The sequence below is a fragment of the Microlunatus soli genome, from assembly GCF_900105385.1.
GTDB classification, from domain to species: Bacteria; Actinomycetota; Actinomycetes; order Propionibacteriales; family Propionibacteriaceae; genus Microlunatus; species Microlunatus soli.
In genome coordinates this window covers 3,839,028-3,862,357 of record NZ_LT629772.1, presented here as the reverse complement: position 1 = coordinate 3,862,357, position 23,330 = coordinate 3,839,028, and the positions used below count along the sequence as shown (strand labels likewise).

Annotated in this window: 18 protein-coding genes; 13 read left to right on the top strand and 5 right to left on the bottom strand. The window is 67.3% G+C overall.

All coding sequences use genetic code 11. The annotated features are described in order from the left end of the window. Window positions 1–49: 49 nt before the first annotated feature. Window positions 50–985 (bottom strand): carbohydrate ABC transporter permease, encoded by a 936-nt coding sequence (locus tag BLU38_RS17690; RefSeq protein ID WP_091526817.1) that lies wholly within the window; start codon window positions 983–985, stop codon window positions 50–52. Further along, window positions 982–1,956: an ABC transporter permease gene (locus BLU38_RS17685; protein WP_231919901.1), complete on the bottom strand. Its 975-nt coding sequence runs from the start codon at window positions 1,954–1,956 to the stop codon at window positions 982–984. The genes BLU38_RS17690 and BLU38_RS17685 overlap by 4 nt, the downstream gene beginning before the upstream one ends. A 256-nt stretch (window positions 1,957–2,212) precedes the next feature. Here BLU38_RS17685 and BLU38_RS17680 point away from each other — a divergent pair, with 256 nt between their 5' ends. After that, window positions 2,213–3,307, top strand: coding sequence for a LacI family DNA-binding transcriptional regulator (locus tag BLU38_RS17680; protein WP_172836175.1), 1,095 nt, complete (start codon window positions 2,213–2,215; stop codon window positions 3,305–3,307). A 2-nt stretch (window positions 3,308–3,309) separates the two neighbouring features. Here the strand turns inward: BLU38_RS17680 and BLU38_RS17675 are convergent, their stop codons facing one another. Then, complete coding sequence (locus BLU38_RS17675) at window positions 3,310–5,355, bottom strand: NAD(+) synthase (protein ID WP_091526816.1); 2,046 nt, start codon at window positions 5,353–5,355, stop codon at window positions 3,310–3,312. 146 nt (window positions 5,356–5,501) lie between these two features. On the opposite strand from BLU38_RS17675, the gene BLU38_RS17670 reads away from it, so the two are divergent. From BLU38_RS17670 to BLU38_RS17640, 7 genes are all read left to right on the top strand, one after another. Then, window positions 5,502–6,245, top strand: coding sequence for an ABC transporter ATP-binding protein (locus BLU38_RS17670; protein ID WP_197679759.1), 744 nt, complete (start codon window positions 5,502–5,504; stop codon window positions 6,243–6,245). Continuing rightward, the gene (locus BLU38_RS17665) at window positions 6,242–7,561 is read left to right on the top strand and encodes a hypothetical protein (protein WP_091526815.1); all 1,320 of its coding nucleotides are present in this window, start codon (window positions 6,242–6,244) and stop codon (window positions 7,559–7,561) included. The genes BLU38_RS17670 and BLU38_RS17665 overlap by 4 nt, the downstream gene beginning before the upstream one ends. 36 nt (window positions 7,562–7,597) lie before the next feature. Next, window positions 7,598–8,416, top strand: a complete 819-nt coding sequence (locus BLU38_RS17660; protein ID WP_091532674.1) for an exodeoxyribonuclease III — start codon at window positions 7,598–7,600, stop codon at window positions 8,414–8,416. A gap of 177 nt (window positions 8,417–8,593) precedes the next feature. Further along, a complete protein-coding gene (locus BLU38_RS17655) occupies window positions 8,594–11,011 on the top strand; it encodes an ADP-ribosylglycohydrolase family protein (RefSeq protein ID WP_091526814.1) in 2,418 nt (805 codons plus the stop codon). 9 nt (window positions 11,012–11,020) lie between these two features. After that, on the top strand, window positions 11,021–12,397 hold the full coding sequence (locus BLU38_RS17650) for an ABC transporter substrate-binding protein (RefSeq protein ID WP_091526813.1): 1,377 nt from the start codon (window positions 11,021–11,023) through the stop codon (window positions 12,395–12,397). After that, window positions 12,394–13,314 carry a carbohydrate ABC transporter permease gene (locus BLU38_RS17645; protein WP_091526812.1) on the top strand — a complete coding sequence of 307 codons (921 nt, stop codon included), beginning with the start codon at window positions 12,394–12,396 and terminating at the stop codon, window positions 13,312–13,314. Before BLU38_RS17650 ends, BLU38_RS17645 begins: the two co-directional genes overlap by 4 nt. After that, window positions 13,314–14,177, top strand: coding sequence for a carbohydrate ABC transporter permease (locus tag BLU38_RS17640; RefSeq protein ID WP_157683533.1), 864 nt, complete (start codon window positions 13,314–13,316; stop codon window positions 14,175–14,177). Before BLU38_RS17645 ends, BLU38_RS17640 begins: the two co-directional genes overlap by 1 nt. A 1-nt stretch (window position 14,178) precedes the next feature. Here BLU38_RS17640 and BLU38_RS17635 read toward each other — a convergent pair whose 3' ends face one another. Continuing rightward, window positions 14,179–14,967 carry a class I SAM-dependent methyltransferase gene (locus BLU38_RS17635; RefSeq protein WP_091526810.1) on the bottom strand — a complete coding sequence of 263 codons (789 nt, stop codon included), beginning with the start codon at window positions 14,965–14,967 and terminating at the stop codon, window positions 14,179–14,181. 61 nt (window positions 14,968–15,028) lie between these two features. Then, window positions 15,029–15,991 carry an ABC transporter substrate-binding protein gene (locus BLU38_RS17630; protein WP_231919900.1) on the bottom strand — a complete coding sequence of 321 codons (963 nt, stop codon included), beginning with the start codon at window positions 15,989–15,991 and terminating at the stop codon, window positions 15,029–15,031. A gap of 88 nt (window positions 15,992–16,079) precedes the next feature. Here BLU38_RS17630 and BLU38_RS17625 point away from each other — a divergent pair, with 88 nt between their 5' ends. From BLU38_RS17625 to BLU38_RS17605, 5 genes are all read left to right on the top strand, one after another. Further along, complete coding sequence (locus BLU38_RS17625; protein WP_091526809.1) at window positions 16,080–16,472, top strand: VOC family protein; 393 nt, start codon at window positions 16,080–16,082, stop codon at window positions 16,470–16,472. A gap of 22 nt (window positions 16,473–16,494) precedes the next feature. Next, window positions 16,495–18,096 carry a beta-N-acetylhexosaminidase gene (locus BLU38_RS17620; RefSeq protein ID WP_091526808.1) on the top strand — a complete coding sequence of 534 codons (1,602 nt, stop codon included), beginning with the start codon at window positions 16,495–16,497 and terminating at the stop codon, window positions 18,094–18,096. Between the two features lie 84 nt (window positions 18,097–18,180). Continuing rightward, entirely contained in the window at window positions 18,181–19,938 is a 1,758-nt protein-coding gene (locus BLU38_RS17615; protein WP_091526807.1) for an alpha-amylase family protein, read from the top strand. Further along, entirely contained in the window at window positions 19,935–21,488 is a 1,554-nt protein-coding gene (locus BLU38_RS17610; protein WP_091526806.1) for an FAD-dependent oxidoreductase, read from the top strand. The genes BLU38_RS17615 and BLU38_RS17610 overlap by 4 nt, the downstream gene beginning before the upstream one ends. Then, the gene (locus BLU38_RS17605) at window positions 21,485–23,323 is read left to right on the top strand and encodes an MBL fold metallo-hydrolase (protein ID WP_091526805.1); all 1,839 of its coding nucleotides are present in this window, start codon (window positions 21,485–21,487) and stop codon (window positions 23,321–23,323) included. The genes BLU38_RS17610 and BLU38_RS17605 overlap by 4 nt, the downstream gene beginning before the upstream one ends. The last annotated feature ends 7 nt before the right edge of the window (window positions 23,324–23,330 follow it).

Genomic DNA, 23,330 nt, shown 5'->3' with positions numbered 1-23,330 from the left:
GACGAGCTGAACGGGACGGCCGAGCCCGGGGCCTGTGCGGCCGGTCCGATCACCCCTTGATGGCGCCGGTCAGCACTCCCTTGGTGAAGTAGCGCTGCAGGAACGGATAGACCAGCAGGATCGGCACCAGCGCGACGACCACTACCGCCATCTGGATCGCCTGGATCGACGGGATCGCGTCGGTCACCACGTTGCTGCCGGTGGCGCCGACCGGCTGGCCCTGCAGGACGTACAGCCGCAACACCAGCGGCAGCGGCCATTTGTTCTGGTCCTGCAGATAGAGCAGGGCGTTGAAGTAGGCGTTCCAATGGCCGACGGCGTAGAACAGCGCCACCACGGCGGTGACCGCCTTGGACAGCGGCATCACGATCCGGACGAAGATGGAGACGTCGCCGGCGCCGTCGACCCGCGCGGAGTCCAGCAGCTCGCCGGGGATGGACTGGAAGAAGTTCCGCATCACCAGGAAGTTGAAGGCACTGATCAACCCCGGGACGATCAACGCGGCCAGACTGTCGTAGAGCCCGAGAGCGTTGATCAACAGGAAGTTCGGGATGATCCCGGCGCCGAACAACATGGTCAGCAGGACGGTGGTCAGGATGAACCGGCCGGCGAAGATCGGACGGCTCAGTGCATAGGCCAGGCTGGCGGTGAAGATCACGTTCAGGCAAGTGCCGATCACGGTGATGCCGATGCTGATCAGCATCGCCCGGGTCACGGTGCCTCCAGCGAAGATCGTTTGGTACGCCGCCAGCGTCGGCGCCTTGGGAAAGAACGGGATCAGTCCGCCGTGTTCGGTGATCTCGTGCTCGGAGGCGAGGCTGGTGGCAATGATGTTCCAGAACGGATAGAGAACCGCCAGACAGACCAGCACGAGCGCCACCCCCTTGAAGGCAGACAGCCAGATCGGCGGCTTCTCCTTCCACGGCGGCCGCTGACTGTTGCGGTAGTAGGCCTTCTCGGCGGCGGTTCGGCTGTCGATGCTCATCGCGCGTAGATCCCGTCCTGGCCGAAGATGTGGGCGAGCTTGTTGGCGCCGAGGATCAGGATCAGCCCGACGATCCCCTTGACCAGACCGACGGCCGTACTGGTCCCGAAATCGCCGTCCACCACGCCGTGGAAGTAGACGTAGGTGTCCAGCACCTCGGCCGCGTCGGCGCCGACGGCGTCCCGCTGCAGCAGGATTTGCTCGAAGCCGACCGACAGGATGCTTCCCAGTTGCAAGATCAACAACAGGATGGTGACCGGCATGATCGCCGGCAGCGTGACGTGCCACAACCGCTGTCGGCCGCCGGCGCCGTCGATCGCTGCGGCCTCGTACTGTTCGGTATCGATGCTGAGCAGCGCGGCGAGGTAGATGATCGTCCCCCAGCCGGTGTCCTTCCAGATGGTCTGGAAGGTGATCAGGAACGGGAAGAAGCTGCCGTCAGTCATCAGGTCAACGCGCGGCAACCCGAGCGAGCCGAGCAGGTGCGGCAGCAGCCCGGTGCCACCGATCAGCTGCCGACAGATCGACACCAGGATCACCCAGCCGATGAAGTGCGGCAGATAGACCACGCTCTGCACGAAACGCCTGATCTTGGAGCTAACGATGCTGTTCAGCAGCAAGGCCAGCGCGATCGGCGCCGGGAAGAACAGGACCAACTGCAGGAGTGCGAACTTCAGCGTGTTCAGCAACGCGTGCAGGAAGTCCGGCTCGGCCAGCACCGCAAAATTCTGCAGCCCGTTCCACGGCGAGGCGAGGAAGCCGAGATAGGACTGGTAGTCCTTGAACGCGATCAGGTTGCCCAGCAGCGGCACGTAGTGGAACAGCACGAAGAAGCAGAAGCCGGGCAGCGCCAGCAGCAACATCACCCGATCGCGACGCAGCCGTTCCAGCCAGGACCGGCGGCCGGTGAGTCGCGCGGAGACCGCTGGGTGCGAGAGCCGCCGCGACCGCTCCAGCAAGCTGTCCGTCATCACTTGACTCCCGTTCCGCACCTGATAGTAAGCGCTTTCTATCGCCAGGCAGGATGATGCCGCCGCGGACATCGTGGTGTCAAGGGGTTGCTGGTTGCCGCCACTACGGCCGAGGCCCGCGTTGTCGCTTGAAACGTAACCGCTTACTATCAGGCTCGGCCCCACCGGTCCGCGGCCGATCCACCTACCAGCGGTGCCGGAATCGGGCAGGCAATAGGGTTCAGCAACGCGTCGTGCCGAAGGGAGGTGACCGGCGATGGCCGCAACGCCGTCCCGGCGGAGTCCGCGTCGCGCCGACGAGGCGATGACGATCTACGACGTCGCTGAGGCCGCCGGGGTCTCGACCGCGACCGTCTCCCGGGTGGTCAACGGCAACTACCCGGTGAGTGCGGCAACCCGGTCCAAGGTCGAGGCCGCGATGCAGCGGCTCGGTTACGTCACCAACGCCCATGCCCGCGCACTGGCCGGATCGGGCCGGCGGCTGATCGGGATCCTGATCGAGGAACTCGGCGACCCCTACTTCGCCAGCATCGCCCGCGGCGCCCAGTTGGAGGCTGCGGCGTACGGGCGGTTGAGTCTGGTCTGCAACACCCGCGGCAGTTCCGACCTCGAGGACAGCTTCCTCGATCTGCTGCTCGAACATCGCGCCGACGTGGTGGTCGTGGTCGGCGGCGCCACCTCCGACGATCGGTATCAGGAGATCAACCGGGTCCGGGCCACTCGACTGGCCAGCACGGGATGCCGGCTGGTGCTGTGTGCCCGTCCGCCGCTGACCGACGTGAGCACCACCATCGGCGTCCAGTTCGACAACGAGCAGGGCGCGTTCGCCGTCACCGACCACCTGCTCGCACTCGGACATCGAAGAATCCTCTATCTCGGAGGGCCGCCGACACTGTCCACTACCATGAACCGGATCGCCGGCTTCGAACGCGCGCACCGGACCCACGGCCGATCGGTCGATCCGACCATGATCATCACCGGACCGTTCACCCAGCGCTGGGGATACCAGCGGATGCAGCAACTGCTCGACGCCGAGCCCGCGTTCACAGCAGTGTTCTGTGGCAACGATCTGGTCGCCGCCGGGGCGTACCAGGCGATCAAGGAGCAGGGGTTGACGATCCCGGGCGACCTGTCGGTGGTCGGCTACGACGACATCCCGATCGCCCGCGTGCTCGATCCGGCATTGACCACCGTCCGAGTGCCGACCGAGGCGATCGGGCGGGAAGCCGTCCGGGCCGGCCTGGCGCATCTCGCCGACGGCCCGGCCGATCCTTACACCGATCCGGACGAGGCGGCCAGTCTCGGCACCTCGTTGATCATCCGTGGCTCGACGGCCGAGCCGCGCGATTGATATCAGCGCGGCACGTTCTCCAACTCGGCCAGCCAAGCCGCCGGGCTGGCGTCGGACGGCATCCGCCAGTCACCGCGCGGCGACAGCGTGCCGCCCCAGCTGACCTTCGGGCCGTTGGGGATCGCCGACCGCTTGAACTGGTTGGCGAAGTAGCGTCGGATGAAGACTTCCAGCCAGTGCCGGATGGTCGGCAGGTCGTAGGCAAGTTTGTCCTGCTCGGGAAAACCGGGCGGCCACTGACCTGCCTGTTGATCATGCCAAGCCTGCCAGGCCAGGAAGGCGATCTTGCTCGGCGGATAGCCGTAGCGCAGCACGTGGAACAGGGTGAAGTCCTGCAGTGCGTACGGACCGATCATCGCCTCGGTGCTCTGCGGCTTCTCCCCCTCGGCTGCCGGCACCAACTCCGGTGAGATCTCCTGATCCAGGATCACCTGCAGGATCTTGTCGGTCTCCGGATCGAACTGCTCGGTGCTGATCACCCACCGGATCAGGTGCTGGATCAGCGTCTTCGGTACACCGGTGTTCACCGCGTAGTGGGACATCTGATCACCGACGCCGTAGGTGCACCAGCCCAGCGCCAGCTCGGACAGGTCCCCGGTGCCGACCACGATGCCGCCGCGCTGGTTGGCCAACCGGAACAGATAGTCGTAACGCAGCCCGGCCTGCACATTCTCGAAGGTCACGTCGTAGACCGGCTCACCGCCGGCGAACGGATGTCCCATATCGCGCAGCATCTGTTCCGCGGCCGGCCGGATGTCGACGGTCTCGTAGCTGGTGCCGAGCGCCTCCATCAGCGCCAGGGCGTTGGACTTGGTGCCCTCGCTGGTGGCAAAACCGGGCATCGTGAAGGCGAGCACGTCGCTGCGCGGTCGACCCAGCCGGTCCATCGCGTTGGCGGCGACGATCAGCGCGTGGGTGGAGTCCAGACCGCCGGAGATGCCGATCACCACCTTGGGAGTGCCGATCGCCCGCAGCCGTTGCGCCAGGGCAGTGACCTGGATGTTGTAGGCCTCGTAGCAGTCCAGGGCGAGCCGTTCGGGATCGTCGGGCACGAACGGGAACCGGGCGATCGTCCGCCGCAGACCGACGTCTCCGGTCGGGGCGGCCAGTTCGAAGTCGATCGTCCGGAAATGATCATGCTGATCAGTGCGGCGACGGGACAGGCTGCGGGCATTGTCATCGAAGGTGCCCATCCGGATCCGTTCGGTCCGGATCCGTCCCAGGTCGACATCGGCGACCGACCGCCGTGGACCGTCGGGGAACCGTTCGGACTCGGCGAGCAGATCACCCATCTCGTAGATCATCGTCTGGCCATCCCAGGACAGGTCGGTGCTGGACTCACCCTGCCCGGCGGCGGCGTAGACGTAGGCAGCCAATCCCCGGGAGGACGATGCCCGCACCATCAGCCGCCGATCCTCGGCCCGGCCGACCGTGATCGGGCTGCCGGAGATGTTGGCCAACACCGTCGCCCCGGCCAGCGCCGCCTCCGAGCTCGGCGGCACCGGGACCCACATGTCCTCACAGATCTCCACGTGCAGCACCAGGTCGCGGACGTCGCTGGCCCGGAACAGCAGATCCGGGCCGATCGGAACGTCCTGGCCGGCCAGCCGGATCTCGCCGCGCACCTCGTCGCCGGCGGCGAACCAGCGGCGATCGTAGAACTCCCGGTAGGTCGGCAGGTAGGACTTCGGCGCGATGCCGAGGATGCGACCGCGATGGATCACCACCGCGGCGTTCACCAGCCGGTTGCCCGAGACCACCGGTGCGCCGACCACCAGCACCGGCAGCAGGTCCACCGACGCGGTGACGATCTGCTCGATGGCCCGCTCGGTCGCATCCAGCAGGCTGTCCTGACCGAACAGGTCGTCGACGGCGTACCCGGTCAGGCACATCTCGCTGAAGACGGCGACCGCGACCGACTCGTCGTGGCAGGCTCGCGCCTGCTCCAGGACGGTCGCGGCATTGCTGGCCGGATCGGCGATCGCGATCGGCACCGTACAGGCAGCGATCCGGGCGAACCCGTGGGCATAGGCACTGGAGAACTCCACGTACGGAGTCTAGGGAACCACCGAAGCAGAGACGCCACAGGTACGACCGCCGACCGCCGACGTCGGCCCGTAGACAGACCCCACCGGGTGTTCTTCCGCACCACGGCCCGATGCCCGATCAGCCGGTCCCGGACACGATGGTAGCCATGATCATTTCGGCCCGGAATCTCACGATGACCTACGGCAGCGGCGGCATCGCCGCCCACGCTCTGGCTGGGGTGAACCTGGACATCGAGCCCGGCTCGCTGGCGATCATGGGACCCTCCGGCTCCGGCAAGACCACCTTGCTGCACTGCCTGGCCGGGATCCTGCGTCCGACCGGAGGCTCGGTGTCGTTGCGCGGACAACAGCTGACCACCCTGTCGGACCGGGACCGGACCGCGCTGCGTCGACGCGACTTCGGCTTCGTCTTCCAATCGGGCCAACTACTGGCCGAACTCCCGGCGAACGAGAACGTGGCGCTGCCGCTGATGCTGGACGGGATGAACCACCGGCTGGCGATCGCCCGGTCCGACGAGTACCTGCGGATGATCGGGCTGGCAGGTCTGGAACAGCGCCGTCCTGGCGAACTCTCCGGCGGACAGGCCCAGCGGGTGGCGATCGCCCGCGCCCTTGTTGCCGAGCCGGCCGTCGTGTTCGCCGACGAACCGACCGGCGCCCTTGATCAACAGACCGGGCAGGACGTGATGGACGTGCTGGTCGGCGCGACCGGGCAGGCCGGCGCGGCGCTGGTGGTCGTGACCCATGATCCCGGGGTCGCGCGGCACTGCGATCGCACCATCACGATGCGGGACGGTCACATCGTCGCCGAGCACTTCGCCCCCGGCGGCGGACACGTTCACGGTCCTTCGACAAGCTCAGGACCCTCTGTCGCTGGGGTACAGCGATGACCGCGATCCGGCTGTGGTGGCGGCTGCTCCGGCGCCAGGATTCCGCCCGGTTGACGATCATGTTGGCGCTGATCGCGTTCGCCACCGCGACCGGCGCCCTGCTCACCGTGCTCGGCGGGCTGGGCGCGTTCACCGACCGCGGCGGCAACGAGCTCTACGTGATGCTGGCCCAGGCCGCGACGGTGATTCTGATCATCCCGGTGTTCACCCTCGGCGGCGCGGCAGCCCGGCTGTCCATCTCGCGACGGGACGAACGACTGGCCGCGCTGCGGCTGGCCGGCGCGACAGGCGGCCAGGTCGGCGTGATCGCCATCGCCGACGCCGCCTCCCAGGCATTGGTCGGCGCGGTCGGCGGCGTCGTCCTCTATCTGGCAGCCCTGCCCGGCGTTGCCATGATCAACTTCCAGGGACGGGCGTTCACCTGGTCCGAGCTGTGGGTCGGCCCGGGAGTCCTGACGGCCGCGGTCGCCGCGGTGGTGTTGCTGGCGGCGGTGTCGGCGGTGATCAGCCTGGCCCGGATCGTGGTCAGCCCGCTCGGGGTTGCGCGTCGGACGTCGCCGGCTCGGGTCCGGACGATCCGGATCGTCGTCGCTGTCGCCGTGCTCGCCGCATGGGCCCCGGTCACCCAGATCTTCAAGACCGGTGCCCAGCTGACCGTGATCATGGTCGTCTTCGCCGCCTGCTTCGGTGTGCTGAACCTGATCGGGCCGCTGGTCCTCGCCCTGATCGGCAAGATCAACGTCCGGCGGGCGAACACCGTCCCCAAGTTGCTGGCCGCGCGGCGCTTGATCGACGATCCGCGCAGCGCCTGGCGCACCGTCGCCGGCGTCACCCTGGCGACCTTCGTGGCCGGTGTGCTGAGTATCGCGCCGGCCATCGCCGCCGCGCAGGACGCCAACAGCGACAACGTCTCGGCCGATCTGCGGTATCTGCCGATCGATCTGATGACCGGGGCCATCGTGACACTGGTGATCGCCGCGTTGCTGGCCGCGGTCTCCAGCGGTGTCAATCAGGCTGCCCGGATCTACGACCAGCGGGATCAGTATCGGATGCTGCATCTGGCCGGCACCGACGTCTCGGTCTTGGAGAACGCACGGCTGCGGGAGACCTGGCTGCCGTTGATCTCCTCGGTGCTGATCGCCGCGGTGGTCGCGGTGATCATGGTCGCGCCGTTCGGTGTGGCGTTGATCGGGATGTCCCAGTTGGGCCCGTTGATGTTCATCGGCGGCGTCGTCGTGTCGGTGGCGATGGTGATGGGCGCGGTCCGGCTGAGCCAACCGCTGGTAGGCCGGGTGGCGCTCGGCGAACGCGCCTGATCCCGTTCGGATCGGATGAGGCAGAATGCGCGAGTGCTGCGCATCGCCTCTCTCAACGTGAACGGAATCAGGGCAGCCGTGCGACGGGGGTTCGACGACTGGTTGAGCGATCGTGATCCCGATATCGTCGGCCTGCAGGAGATGCGCTGCCCGGTTGATCAACTTCCGGTGCTGGCCGGTTACCACCTCAGCTATCATCCCGGCGAACTGGCCGGCCGCAACGGCGTCGCGGTGCTCACCCGCCGCCCGCCGATCGCGGTCCGGCACGGCTTCGGCAATCGACGCTTCGACGCCGAGGGTCGTTATCTGGAGGTCGATTGCGAACCGGCCGACGGGCATCCGGGGCTGACCATCGGCTCGCTCTACCTGCCCAAAGGTGATCGCCCGACCGACGGCCCGGCCGCCGAGGCCAAGCATCGCCGCAAGCTGTCCTTCATGGCCTCACTGCGCGGCTACCTGACCCGGGCCCGCAAACGGGCGCAGTCGGAGGGTCGGGAGTTCGTGATCATGGGCGACTTCAACATCGCCCACACCGCTCTCGATCTGCGCAACTGGCGGTCCAACCGGAAGAACTCGGGCTTCCTGCCCGACGAGCGGGACTGGTTCGCCTCCATCCTCGGACCTCGGACCCTGCACGACGTGGTCCGCCGGTTGCACGGTGAGGAGCCCGGCCCGTACTCGTGGTGGACCTGGCGCGGGCAGGCCTTCGACCAGAACACCGGTTGGCGGATCGACTACCAACTCGCCACACCGGAACTGGCCTCGACAGCGACCACCGGCGGCACCGATCGGGAGCCGAGCTATCAGGCGCGGATGAGCGACCACTCGCAGGTCGTCGTCGATTACAACCTCTGAAATCGGGGGTTGCGTTGCCCCGTCGTCGGGCCTAGAGTCATCCACCATCTACGCGGGTAGATCCCTCAATCCTGATTTTCGAGGCTCCTTGCCAGCCATCGGTCTACGCGCGTAGATGCGCCGGGTGGAAAGCTCACCCGGACCGCCCAGGCAGCACGGGACGAGACAGGATCGGCGATGCACGAACCGCAGGACCTTCGGCGCCGCGCCACCCGCGCCGATGTCGCGCGCGCTGCCGGCACGTCCACCGCCGTGGTCAGCTACGTGATCAACAACGGCCCGCGCCCGGTCGCCCCCGAGACCCGGCAGCGGGTCCTCCAGGCGATCGAGCAGACCGGCTATCGCCGGGATCCGATCGCCGGCGCGCTGGCCACCGGCAAGACCCGGACGCTGGGTCTGGTCGTACCCGACATCGAGAACCCGTTCTACGCCGCCCTGGCCAAGCAGCTGGAGACGACCGCCCTGGCCAACGACCACACCCTGTTGCTGGCCAACAGCGGCGAGTCCGCCGATCGCGAGGCGCACCTGGTGACCAAGCTCGTCGAACGCCGCGTGGACGGTGTGATCATTGCCCCGGTCGGCGCATCGGTCGAGCCCGTCCTGGAGGCTGCGGGCGGCGTGCCCATCGTCGTACTGGACCGCCGGGCCACCGACCCCCGGATCGGCGAGGTCACGACGGACACCCGGCTGATGGCGATGCTCGCCACCCAACACCTCGTCGAGCACGGCCGCACCCGGCACGCGATCATCACCGGACGACGCGAACTGCCGACCGCGGCGGATCGGGTCGCCGGTTGGACCCTGGCCCTGCAAGCTGCCGAGCTGGCCGTCCGCGAGGCAGCCATCTCCTGGGCGGCGTTCAGCAAGGACGGCGGATACCGAGCAGCCAGCAGTCTGCTCGACGGCGACGTCGACTTCGACGCCCTGTTCACCGGCAGCGAGCAGCAGGCCATCGGCGCGCTGCGGGCACTGCAGGAACGTGGGGTCGCCGTGCCCGCCGAGGTGTCGATCGCCTCGGTGGACGGCACCGATGCTTCGGCGTTCACCTACCCCGCCTTGAGCTCGATCCGGCAGCCGTTCGAACAGATCGCGGCCAACGCCATCGAACGCGTCCTCGACCCGGCCTCGGCCCGCACCGTGACGATCGACTCCTATGAATTCGTCCGCCGCGAGTCCTGCGGCTGCTACCCGCTACGAGCCCCCAACCGCCCGACACCCGACCGCCCGCCATCCGACCGCAGATCCCGGGCGACATCCGCACCGATCCAGACGAGGACCCGAGAAAAGGGAGAAACCGTGAGTGAAGATGCGACCACCCGTGACTCGATCCTGAACGAGCTCGACCAGCTCGAACAGACCGGGTACGACGTCGCCGAGCTCCGCACCACCAGCGATGCGGCCCATCTCGCTTCGGCGACCTGGGACTCCTTCGCCGACGAGGTGCGTAAGCTGCCGCAGTCCAATTTCGGCTACAACGAACCGAGCGATCTGCGTCAGATCGAGGAACAGCTCGACGCGGACCTGACGGCGAGCTACCAGGTCGCCGACGATCTTTCCGACCGGCTGATCGCCGCCTGGCGCGGACGGGTCTGCGGAAACATGCTGGGCAAACCGGTCGAGTACGGGGTGTACTGGACCCGATCGCGGATCAAGGAATACCTGCAGGCCGCCGACGCCTACCCGCTGAGCGACTACATCCCGGCACCGGAGGGGTTGCGCGACCGGTTCGAACTGCGCGAGGACAACTGGCGGGCCACGACCCGCGGCAACGTCGACGGTTCGGCGCGCGACGACGACGTGGACTACACCGTCCTCGGCCTGCACATCCTGGAGGAGTACGGCACCGACTTCACCAGCGCCGACGTCGCCACCGAATGGCTGACCCGGCTGCCCTTCCACCAGACCTACACCGCCGAACGCGCGGCCTACCGCAACCTCGTCGAGGAACGCGGTGTCGACGAGGCGGCGGTCTACCGCAACCCGTACCGGGAGTGGATCGGCGCGCTGATCCGCGGCGACGTCTTCGGCTACGTCACGCCGGGCGACCCGACCGCGGCACTCCGACTGGCCTACAAGGACGCTTACCTCTCGCACCGGGCCAACGGCATCTACGGCGAGCAGTGGGCAGCGGTGCTGTTGTCCCTGGCACTGTCGTCGGACGACATCGGCGAGGTCTTCACCCGCTCGCTGGACTACGTGCCGCGGGCCAGTCGACTGCACGAGGCGATCACCCGGCCGCACCGGATCTGGAAGCGCGGCGGCAGTTGGGAGGACGCCGTGGAGGACGCCGATCACGCCTGGAGCGGCTATCACTGGGTGCACACGGTCAACAACGCCGCCATCATCGCCGCCGCCCTGCTCTGGGGTGAGGGCGACTTCTCCCGCAGCATCGGGCTCACCGTGCAGGGTGGCAAGGACACCGACTCCAACGGTGCAACGGTCGGCAGCATTCTCGGCGCCCTGAACGGGACCGCAGGCATCCCGTCGCATTGGACAGAGCCGATCCATGATCATGTCCGGTCGGCGGTATTCGGCTTCGAGAACACCTCGATCCCCGATCTTGCCCGGCGCACCGAAGCCGTCATGACCAGATGACCCGAGCCGATGTCCACCTCAACGATGAGTCGACGAAGCCTGCTGGCACTGGCCTCGACCGCCGCCCTGACCGGCTCACTCAGTGGCTGCATCCAGGGGTCGGCGACCCGCAGCGCCGGCAACGGATTGTCACTGTGGCTGACCTTCACCGACAACGACCAGCGCGACTACTACGAGCAGCACTTCGTCGCACCCTTCAACAGCCAGCACAGCGGGGTGCCGCTCACCCTCACCATCCGCGGTGACGACGACGCGCTGCAACGGCTGCAGCGCACCGCGATCGCCTCCGGCTCCGGCCCCGACCTGGTCTACACCGCGGGCCCGTCCTATGGCCTCGAGTTCGTCAACGCCGACCGGTTCGTGTCGCTGGATCCCTACGCAGACAAGCATTCCTGGCAGCAGTTGATGCTGCCGTGGGCCTACCAGGCTGGGATCCTGCAGGACCACTGCTACATGATTCCGACCTCGTACGAGACGATGATCATGGTCTACAACGCGAAGGTCTTCCGGGACAACGGCTGGCAGGTCCCGACCGACCGTGCGGAGTTCGAATCCTTCGCCACCGCAGCGAAGGCGGCGGACATGATGCCGGTCGGCATCGGTGCCGGCGACTGGGCCGCCACCACGGAATGGCTGGTCAGCATCTTCGTCAATCACGCCGCCGGCCCGGAGGCGGTGCACGATGCCCTGACCAGCAAGATCAAGTGGACGGATCGGCGGATCGTCGACGCGATCGCGCTGCTGAAGAGCTACTTCGACAAGGGGTGGATCGGCGGCGGCATCGAGTCCTACTTCACCAATCGCGAGGCCGACCTGTGGGCCGGACTCGTCGACGGGACCGTCGGCTGCTTGTTCATCGGCAGCTGGGCCTTCTCCTCGATGGCGCCCTACTTCAACCCCGACGAGAAGAACGACGACCAGTGGGACTGGGCGCCCATTCCGCAATTCGGCGATACGACGACCCGGGAGCTGTATGCGATGGGCGTCGGCTCGACATTCTCGATCAACTCCGACTCACCACAGCCCGACGACGCTGCCGCTTACCTCGACTTCCTGATCCAGGATCCGCGCGCCCAGTTGCGTAGCGTGGCCGATGTCTCCAGCCAGCCCCTCCCCTTGAACTACGACCCGGGCGACTATCCGGACGATCTCGACGCCAGGGTCCGGCGGCTCTACGACGCCGTCGATCGGGCCGACCGGATCGGCTATCTGTCCTGGACATTCTGGCCACCACGCAGCGACGTCTACCTCTACGAACAGATGGATCGCGTGATCATCGGCGAACTGTCCGCTCGGGAGTACTGCGAGGGGCTCGACGAGATCTTCGGTGAAGAGGCCGAGGACGGCAAGGTGCCGCCGATCCCGGATTGGCAGGTGCGGCGATGACCAGCACCGTCTCGCCCGACACCGTCGCACGGTCCGAGGCCGTGCGACCTGCCGCGATCCGCAGCCGTCGCAGACGCCAGCTGACCGGCTGGCTGTTCCTCGCGCCGCTGCTGGCGCTGAATCTTTTCGTCATCGGCGGCCCGGCCGTGCTGAGTGTGTTCTACTCCTTCACCGACTGGACGGGCATCGGGAACGCCGACTTCGTCGGACTGCAGAACTATCTCCGACTGTTCACCGACGACAAGTTCCTGCAGGCTTTGATCAACAACATCTGGTGGACGATCTTCTTCCTGATCGTGCCGATCGGGTTGGCCCTGGCGGCCGCATTCCTGCTGTCCCGGACGACGCGCGGTCAGATGATCTTCCGGGTGATCTTCTTCATCCCCTACACCCTGGCCACCATCGTGGTCGCCACGATCTGGGAGAACATCTACTCCCCGGTGTACGGCATCATCAAGGCACTCGGCTCGGATCTCAACGTGCTCGGCAACGTGTCGACCGCGTTGCCCGGCGTCGCCGTCGCCAACACCTGGCAATGGTGGGGCTATCTGATGGTCGTCTTCATCGCTGCAATGGCCGGCGTCAACCCGTCCCTCTACGAAGCGGCGAGACTCGACGGAGCGGGCGGCTGGCAGCAGTTCCTCAACATCACGATCCCGGGGATCCGGCCGACCCTGGTCTTCATGGGCCTGATGACGATCATCTGGTCGTTCCTGGTCTTCGACTACATCTACATCATGACCGGCGGCGGGCCCGCAGGATCGACCGACGTGGTCGGCACCCTGCTCTACACGACCGCGTTCTCCACCTACGAGGCCGGCTACGCGGCCGCGATGGGCATCGTCCTGGCCCTGATCAGCATCGTCGTCACTCTGGGCTACCTGGGGCTGCGCCGGTGGAGAGGATGGGACATCTGATGAGCACCCACACGCTGGCACGGGCGTCGCAGCAGCGGACAGTCGGCATCGGTGTCGTCGCCCGCTACGTCGTCCTGATCGCCCTGGGGCTGATCTGTCTGACCCCGCTCTACCTGTTCCTGACCGAGTCTCTGAAGTCCCAGGCCGAGCTCGCCGCCAACCCGATCGGCCTGCCCTGGACCTGGCGATGGAGCAACTTCGCCGAAGCGTGGACGACCGGCCGGATCGGCACCGGACTGCTCAATTCCTTGATCATCGTCGCCGGCACCGTGCTGCTGGTGGTGCTCATCTCCAGCCTGGCGGCCTACGCAATGGCCCGGCTGCAGGTGGCCGGTTCGTCGGGAGTGTTCGTCTACCTGTTGGTGACCGCATCGCTACCGATCCAGTTGTTCCTGGTGCCGCTGTTCTACCTGATGGCACGGGTGCATCTCTATGACACCCACCTCGGTCTGATCTTGATCCACGCCGCGGTGTTCTCTCCGTTTGCGACGCTGCTGCTGCGATCGTTCATGATCGACATCCCGCACGACTTCGAGGAGGCCGCCCGGATCGACGGCGCCAACGAGCTGGTGGTCTTCGCCAGGGTGCTGCTGCCGATGGCCTGGCCGGGTGTGATGACGGTTGCATTGACCGTGGCCCTGCAGTCCTACAACGAATTCCTGCTCGCCGTCACCTTCATCCAGTCCGAGGAATTCCTCCCGGTGTCCAGTGCGATGTTCAACTTCAAACAGGGCTTCACGCTGGACTACAGCCTGATCGCCGCGGCCGGCGTGATCATGGCCGCGCCGATGGTGCTGGCGTTCCTGCTGATGCAGCGCAAGTTCATGGACGGTCTGACCTCCTCCGGACTCGGCGGCACCTGAGTCAGTTGGCGGCCGGCTTGATCCCAACGACGTAGGCCGCAACCGACGGCAGCACGATCTCGCCGTCTCGGGTCAGCTCGGTCGCCCGGCTACGCAGTGCATCTCGAAAACGATCTTGGATCTCCGGCGACTGCGCCAGATAGGTCTGTCCGACACCCGCGACACCGGCCGAGATCCCCTCCCACAGGTCGTCCCAGGCGATCCGCCAGTCCCAGCGCAGTTCGCGTCCTTCCCGGATCTGAAGTCCGGCGCCGGTGCACAGCTCGGCCAGCCCGTCGATCGATCGTTCGAAGTCGTCCTCGGGTGGCAGCCGAATGCCTGCCGGTCGGATCGCCTCGACCTCGTCGAAGGCGCCGTTGATCAGGCGTGCCTGAGCGGTCGGTTGATTGGTCCAGGTGGTCAACAGGACGACCCCTCCTGGCCGGGTCACGCGCACCAGCTCGGCGACGCCCTGTCCCGGCTGCCGGACGTGATTGATCACGAAGTTCGCCACCACGACATCGAAGGCGTCGGCGGCAAAGCCGAGCTGTGGAAGGCTTCCCCGCACGGCGGCAGCACGTTCACCGAGCGCGGTGGCGGCGATCGCCACCATGGACGGGTCGGAGTCGACCGCCGTCACCGTCGCCCCACGGTCGGCTGCCTGCCCGGCGAACGCGCCGGTTCCCGAACCGACGTCGAGCACCCGGTCGCCGGTGTCGAGCACCTCCAGCAGCACCGGAAACGTCCCCGCACAGACGCCCGCGAAGGAACGCCGATACGCCTCGGCAACGTCATGCCACCCGCCCGGCATCCTTCTCCTCCGCTGTCCTGATCTCGGCCCGAGGCTGCAGGCTAGCGCTATCGGCCTTTCGTCACGAACGGCGTTTCAGGGCCGCGGCGAGTCGTGGCACCAGCGCATCCACCGCGTACAGCAGCGCGTCCGGTCCGGAGTAGGACAGCGCCGCGGCCAGGTCGGACTCGAAGCTGGTGTAGAGCGTCCGCCCCTGCTTGACGACCTGCAGCCGGGCGAACAGCTTCGAACGCAGCATCTGTGACTCGGTGGCACCGAGCACGAACAGGATGTCCCGGTCGAGGATCGACAGCTTCTCCTCGCTCAGCTCGCCCTTCTGCTGCTGAGTGGCGAAGCCCAGGGCATCCACCAGCGCCCGTCGAGGATCACCCTTGCCGATCAGGTAGTGGCCACCGTTCTCCGGGCCGTAGTCCTCCACCAGCACGGCGCCGACGAACTCTGGGTGCTCGGTCTTCGCCCGGTCAACCGCAGTCTGCACGTCCTTGATCAACGCGTGGGCCCGATCCTCCCGTCCGAGGGCCTGCCCGGTGATCAACAGCTGAGCGTCCCAGGGGGTCTCCTCGTCACGGCGCCCGGCCGGCTGAACCACGGTCGGGGCGATCTCGGAAAGCCGACGATAGGTCGCCTGATCGACCGTCTCGTAGATCGCCAGGATCAGCTCCGGACGAGCCGCCGCGATCTGCTCGAAGTCGATCTCATCGGTCGACACGACCGGCAGCGGCCGTCCTGCTGTCGACCGTTGCACCCACGGCAAGCGGTCGTAGTTGTCGAACCAGCCGCGGACACCGACCGGGACGATCCCGAACGGCAACACGAAATCCTGATCGTTCCAGCCGACGGTCACCACTCGACGCACATCGGCCGGCACCGCCGTGCTGCCGAACTTGTGACGGACCACGGCTGATGCCGGCGAGGTGCGGGCCGACGACGAGCCGGAGGAATTGCAGCCGACCAGTCCGCCGGCTGCCGCGCCGGCGAGGATCATCGACGCTCCCGACAACACGGCTCTGCGATTCGTCCGCACCCGACACCCCTCGAAGTTAGGTTTACCTAACTCTAGCGCCGGGAGATACCAGGTGGCCAGCGCGACCGCAATCTGGCAGCGTCGGACCATGACCCTGCGTATCTCGCACACCTCGATCGATTCCCGCAACGCCTACGAACAATCCGTGTGGTGGAGCCAGGCGATCGGCTACGCCGAGGACCCCGACGATCCGAACGAACCCGACCACGAGGAGTGCATGATCATCTCGCCGGACGGCGGCCACAAGGTGTTGTTCATCGATGTCCCGGAGGAGAAGACGATCAAGAACCGGCTGCACTTCGACCTCCGTCCGACCGACACCACCCGGGCCGCCGAAGTCGAGCGGCTGATCGGACTCGGCGCCGGTCACCGGGGTGATTTCATCCGTCCGGACGGCACCGGTTGGGTGACGCTGGCCGATCCAGAGGGCAACGAGTTCTGCATCCTGACCGGACAGCCCGAACTGGATGCGCTCGGCTGATCGCAGGCGTTAGCGTTGGAGCATGTCTGCTGCGACGCCACTCAACCTGCTCCCCCAACCACGCTCGGTGACCGTCGCAGACGGCTCCTTCACCCTGACCTCTGTTGCGGCCATCGCCGGCCCGGTTGACTGGGCGGCGATCGTCCGGCGACTGATCGGCCCCGGGACCGGGTGCGACCTGCTTCCCGGCGAACACGGCGACCTGAAGTTGATCAAGGACGACGGGTTGCCACCGGAGGGATATCGGCTGACGGTGAACGGCGACGGGATCGCCATCACTGCCGCCGACGATCGTGGCGTCAACTGGGCGGCCCAGACGCTCAAGCAACTGCTGCCGGTGCCGTGCTTCGGTCCGGCACCCGCCCTACGAAACGGATCCCGGGGCGGAACTGCCGTGCCGTACGTCGAGATCGAGGACGAGCCTCGGTTCGCCTGGCGTGGGGTGATGCTCGACACCGGGCGGCATTTCACGCCGTACCACGAGCTGATCGGGCTCGTCGACCTGCTGGCGATGCACAAATACAACACCTTCCACCTGCACCTGACCGAGGATCAGGGTTGGCGGTTCGAGTCGAAGAAGTACCCGCAGTTGACCGAGATCTCCTCTTGGCGGACCGAGACGAAGAATCCGCACTGGGCTGCCGGCGACGGCACCCCGCACGGCGGCTTCTACAGCCAAGATCAACTTCGGGCGCTGGTCAGCTACGCCGAACAGCGCGGTATCACCGTCGTGCCGGAGATCGAATTCCCCGGGCACGTCCTGGCTGTGCTGGAGGCGATGCCGGAACTCGGCAATCATCCCGGGACCGGCTACCGGGCCGCGACCACCTGGGGCGTGTTCCCCGAGGTGCTCAACATGTCCGACCAGGCCCTGGCCTTCGCCTTCGACATCTGGGAAGAGGTCCTGGACATCTTCCCCAGCCGCTACGTCCACGTCGGCGGCGACGAATGCCCGCGATCGGAGTGGGAGGAGAGTTCGGCAGCCCGGCAACTGGCCGCCGAGCGCGGCCTGCCCGGGCCGGATCATCTGCAGCGCTGGTTCACCGAGCAACTCCGGGACTGGCTGGCCGAGCGTGATCGGCAGTTGGTCGGCTGGGACGAGATCAACGACGAGGGCATCCTCGCCGGAGCGGTCACGATGGCCTGGCGGGACGAGAAGTACGGCGTCGCCGCCGCGCAGGGCGGCCTGCCGGTCGTGGTGGCGCCGGTCAGCAAGACCTACTTCGACTACTACCCCAGCGACGATCCGGACGAGTACTACAGCATCGGCGGACTGATCGACACCGAACGCGCCTACAGCCTCGAGCCGACCGAGGGCATCCCGGCCGAGCTTCATGATCAGATCCTCGGCACCCAGTGCCAGGTCTGGACCGAATACATGCCGACCATGCGGCGGGTGCAGTACATGCTGTTCCCCCGGGCCTGCGCGCACAGCGAGGTCGCCTGGTCCGATCCCGACGGCCGGAGCTGGCAGGAATTCTCCGACCGGCTCGCCGGTCATCTGACTCGTCTCGACCTGCTTGGCGTCGACTACCGGCCGGAGTCCGGTGCACGGCCGTGGCAACGGGGCGGGACCGGACTGCGGCAACGCCCCGCCGCCCACCGGAAGGGCGCTACCGCCTGAGCCTGGTCGGGCACCGGTCCGCAGGGCGAGACATGGTGTGGGAGCGTTCCCACACTGCCGCCGATCCGTGGCAGCGTGGCTGTCATGCAGCTCCGCTACGACCCCGACCTCCGGGAGATCCGCGCCGCAACCTACCGGCTGCGGCTCGACGGGAACCGCCCCCGCGCCGAGCTGTTCGACCCCGAGGGTCGCTCCTGGGGCCGGCTGAACCTGATCGCCTCCGCCCATCCACTGGACGGGCGGGACACCGCGTACCCGACGTCCGGTCCGGTCGTCACGTCCGCCACCGACGGCCGTGTCGAGATCGTTCAGGAGCTGCATTCGTCGACATGGCAGTCGGCGCGGGTCCGACTGGACTGCCGACCCGATCACCTCGCGATCACCTTCATGATCAGCCCCGATCGTCCGCGCGCCCTCGACCGGGTCACGATGCTCGGCGGCGAAGCCGTCCTCCCCTCCGGCGCGACGGGCGCCTTCCGTTCCGGCATCGGTTTCGAGACGACCTTCGTCCCGGCACCCACCGAGCCGGTCTCGTTCACCCGACCAGCCGCCGTCCCGGCGACGATCTCGGTCACCGGTGACGCCGACCCCGGCCGGCTGCACGGCATCTACTCCCCCGGACCGTTCTGTTACGCCTTCGGGCTCCGCACCGAGGAGGATCCGGTCACCGCCGATGGTTGGCTCGGCTGCTGGCTGCGGGCCGGCATCGACGACTGCACGTTCACCGAACTCGGCTACCGCCCGCTGGACGGCGGCTATCTGCTGGAGCTGGATTATCAGGGCCACACGGTGATCGACGGCGGCTGGCAACTCACCGTGGTGCTGCGGCCGACGGCGGGCCCGGCGACGGCCCTCGCCGACTACCGCGAAGATCTCCGACGGCACGGCCTGACACCGCCTGTCCTGTCCGCGCCGGAGACCAGGCCGGACTGGTGGCAGCAGCCGATCTTCTGCGGCTGGGGTGCCCAGTGCGCGGCGGCGGCCGGCAGCGACCTGGCTGCCGCGGAGCTGTCCCGCCAGGACCACTACGACCGTTGGCTGGATCGCCTGGCCGGGACCGGCATCGTTCCCGGCACGATCGTGCTCGACGACCGCTGGCAACTCGAGTACGGCACCGCCGAACCGGACCCCGACCGATGGCCCGATCTGCGCGGCTGGATCGCCGATCGGCACGCCGCCGGACAGCGTGTGTTGCTGTGGTGGAAGGCCTGGGATCCGACCGGCCTGCCGGTCGACGAGTGCATCACCGACCAGTCCGGTCGCCCGGTCGCGGTCGATCCGGGCAACCCGCGCTATCGGCATCGGCTGACCATGATCATCCGACGGCTGCTGGCTGCCGACGGACTGGACGCCGACGGCTTCAAGATCGACTTCACCCAACGCACGCCGAGCGGGACCGGAATGCACGGAACAGGACCGTGGGGAGTCGCCGGGCTGCACCGGCTGCTCGCCACTCTCGCCGACGCAGCCAAGAACAGCAAGCCGGATGCCTTGATCATCACCCATACCGTCAATCCGCTCTTCGCCGATGTCACCGACATGATCAGGTTGAACGACATCACCGAGCGGGATCCGGGAGGCGTCCCCGTCCCGGTGCCGCAGCAGATGAGAATGCGACAGCTGATCGCGCGCAGTGTGCTGCCGGACCTGCCGATCGACACCGACCAGTGGCCGATGCCCAACCTCGAGCAGTGGCTGGACTACACCGCACTGCAACCCGACCTGGGCGTTCCGGCTCTCTACTACACAGACCTGATCGACAACTCCGGCGAACCGATCGGCGATGATCATCTTCGACTGGTCGCCGACAGCTGGCGGCGCTACCGCGAGGTGATCGGGTGACCGGAGCCGACGTCGTCGTCTACGGGGCGACCAGTGCTGGCGTCTGCGCGGCGGTCGCCGCGGCCGAGCGCGGCGCATCGGTGGCGTTGGTCGAACCGGGGCGACACCTGGGCGGAATGACCTCCGGTGGACTCGGCTACACCGACGTCGGCGACATCCGGGTGCTCGGCGGGTACGCCGCCCGCTTCCGGCAGCAGATCGCCGAACACTACGGGGTGCCGATCGGTCACCATGCCGGGCCGGAGCCGAAGGTCGCCGAGTCGATCTTCGAACGGTGGTTGAGCGAGGCGGGTGTCGACGTCGTCCTGGACGCACCGCTGACCGACGTCGAGACCTCCGCCGGCAGCATCGTCGGCGTTCGCTGCGGCGAGCATCGATTCGACCCGGCGGTGATCATCGACGCGTCGTACGAGGGTGACCTGCTGGCGGCCGCCGGAGTCCCGTACCGGGTCGGCCGCGAGGACCGCAGCCGCTACGGCGAATCGCTGGCCGGCAGGCAGGAAATGATGCCGGGACGGCACAGCTTTCCGACCGGCTTCTCCCCCTTCGTCGACGACCCGACCGGTCGCCGCGAGGGGTCGCTGCTGCCCGGCATCCACGACCGGCCGCTGGTCGACGTCGGCTGCGGCGACGGCGGGGTGATGAGCTACGGCTACCGGGTCTGCCTGACGCAGGCCGCCGACCGGATCGAACCGGAGCGACGCCCGGGCTACGATCCGGCCGATTTCGAACTGGTCCGCCGACTGCTCGACCACTATCGACGGACCGGCTTCGAGCTGACCGCCGGCTGGCTGATCGGCCTGACGCCGAATCTTCCGGGCGGCAAGTGCGACGGCAACTCCCTCGGCCCGTTCTCGCTGTCGGTGCTGGACGGCAGCAACTGGAGCTATCCCGACGCCGATTCCGACCAGCGGGAGCTGATCAGACAGCACCATCTCGATCACACCCGCGACTTCCTCTACTTCCTCGGTCATGACCCGGCGGTACCGTCGCGGGTGCGCGAGGAGTTCCTGACCTGGGGGCTGCCGCCGGACGAGTTCGTCGACACCGACCATCTGCCGCATCAGCTGTATGTCCGCGAAGCCCGCCGGATGACGTCGCAGGTGCTGCTCACCCAACACGACCTCGCCACCGGGCGGCGGTGGCCCGATGTGGTGGCGCTCGGCAGCTATCACCTCGACATCCGCGAGGTGCAACGCTGTTGGCGATGGGCCTACGAACACCCGGATCCGGTGGCACACGTCTTCAACGAGGGCTACCTGTCGGTGGCCGTGCCGCCGTATCCGATCCCGTACCGGGCGATGCTCCCCGACCGGATCGACAACCTCATCGTGCCGGTCTGTCTGTCGGCCTCGCATGTTGCCTTCTCCTCGATCAGGATGGAGCCGCAGTATCAGATGCTCGGCCACGCTGCCGGTATCGCCGCCGCCTTGACCGTCGCCGATCCGACCGCCCACGGTGACGTGCATCAGGTCCGGATCGACGCCCTGCAAGAGAAACTTCACGACGACGGGCAGGTCCTCGACCTGCCGGGAAGCAGCCGGGTATGACGTGGCGAGAGATCGTTCCTGGCGTATTCGCCGTCGACGACACCTGCACCGTGTACGCGATCAGGTCCGGCGGCCCGGGCAGCACCGCGATCTGCATCGACTTCGGCTCCGGAGCCGTGCTGGACCTGCTGGCGGAGTTGCAGATCGGTGCGCTCACCCACGTCCTCATCACCCATCACCATCGCGACCAGGCCCAGGGATTGCCGCGCGCGGTCGACGCCGGGATCGAGATCTGGGTGCCGCCGGTGGAGATCGAGCTGTTCAGTGCGGCCGAAGCGTTCTGGAACGGTCGCCGCGTCGTCAACGACTATCAGATGCGCTCCGACCGGCAGACGCTGCTGTCCTCGGTCCCGGTCACCGGTACCGTTGCCGAATACCGCAGCCAGGATTTCGGCGGCATCGCCGTCCGCACCCGGCCGACGCCGGGTCACACCACCGGATCGGTCAGCTACCTGATCGAACGCGACGGACGCCGACTGGCCTTCACCGGCGATCTGATCTTCGCCCCGGGCAAGGTGTGGTCGCTGATGGCGACCCAGTGGACCTACACCGGCAACGAAGGGCCGGCGATGACCATGATCAGCGCCCTCGCCCTACAGCGAGAACAGCCCGATCTGCTGCTGCCCAGCCACGGTGTCGTGATGGACGATCCGCAACCTGCGCTCGAGCTGCTGGTCGACCGGCTGCAGGCCTACGTCGACTCCCGCCGACCCAGCGGATCGATGGACATCCGCGATCGGCTGATCGATCCGTTCCGCCGGATCACCGAGCATCTGCTGGTGAACACCAGTTCGGAGTCGCGCAGCTACGTACTGCTGTCCGAGACCGGCAACGCGTTGATCATCGACTACGGCTACGACCAGACCACCTGGTATCCGCTCGGCGGCGAACGCGCGTCGCAGCGTCCCTGGCTGGAGTCCCTTCCTGCCTTGCGATCCCGGTACGGCGTCGAGCACGTGGAGGTGGCGATGGCCACCCATTATCACGATGATCACTGCGCCGCGTTCAACCTGCTCCGCGAGGTCGAGGGGACCGCGATCTGGTTGCCCGAGAACGTCGCGCCGATCATGGCCGACCCGTTGCGCTACGACCTGCCCTGTCAGTGGTTCGAGCCGATCCCGGCCGATCGGGTGCTGCCGCTGGAGACCGCGTTCGACTGGCACGAATACACCATCACCGCGCACCCGCTGCCGGGGCACACCCGCCATGCGGCGGCGTACGAGGTCACCGTGGACGGCATCCGGGTGCTGGCCACCGGTGATCAACAGGAGGCGCTCGGCGATCGCCGCATCGGCCGCCGGCACCTGCTCAATTACGAATACCGCAACGTCACCCGCCCGGAGGACTTCGTCGCCTCGGCGGCGTTGTACCGGCGTCTGGGCAGCCAGCTGTTGATCACCGGACACTGGGCGGAACGCTGGGTCGACGAGGAGTTGCTGACCGGTCTGGCCGAGGCCGCCGAGCGGACCGTCGAGCTGCACCGGGACCTGCTGCCCGCCATCGCGGGCTGGCCGACGAACTCCGTCCTCGCCCGATTGACCCCGTATCGGAGGGAGGCCCGGCCGGGCGAACGACTGAGTTATCGAGTCGAGGTGGACAATCCGTTCGACGAACCGATCACGGCAACACTGAATCCGGCCGCCCCGCCCGGGTGGCCGGCGGAGGCGTCTACGATCCGGCTAGCGGTCGCCGCCCGGGCGACCGAGGTGACGACGATCGAGTTCACCGTGCCGGAGTCGCTGACCGGTCCACGGCAGATCCCGATCGCGGTCGACGTGCTGCTCGGACCGCTCCGGCTGGGACAGCACGCCGAGGCCGTCATCGCCGTGCACTGATTGCAGG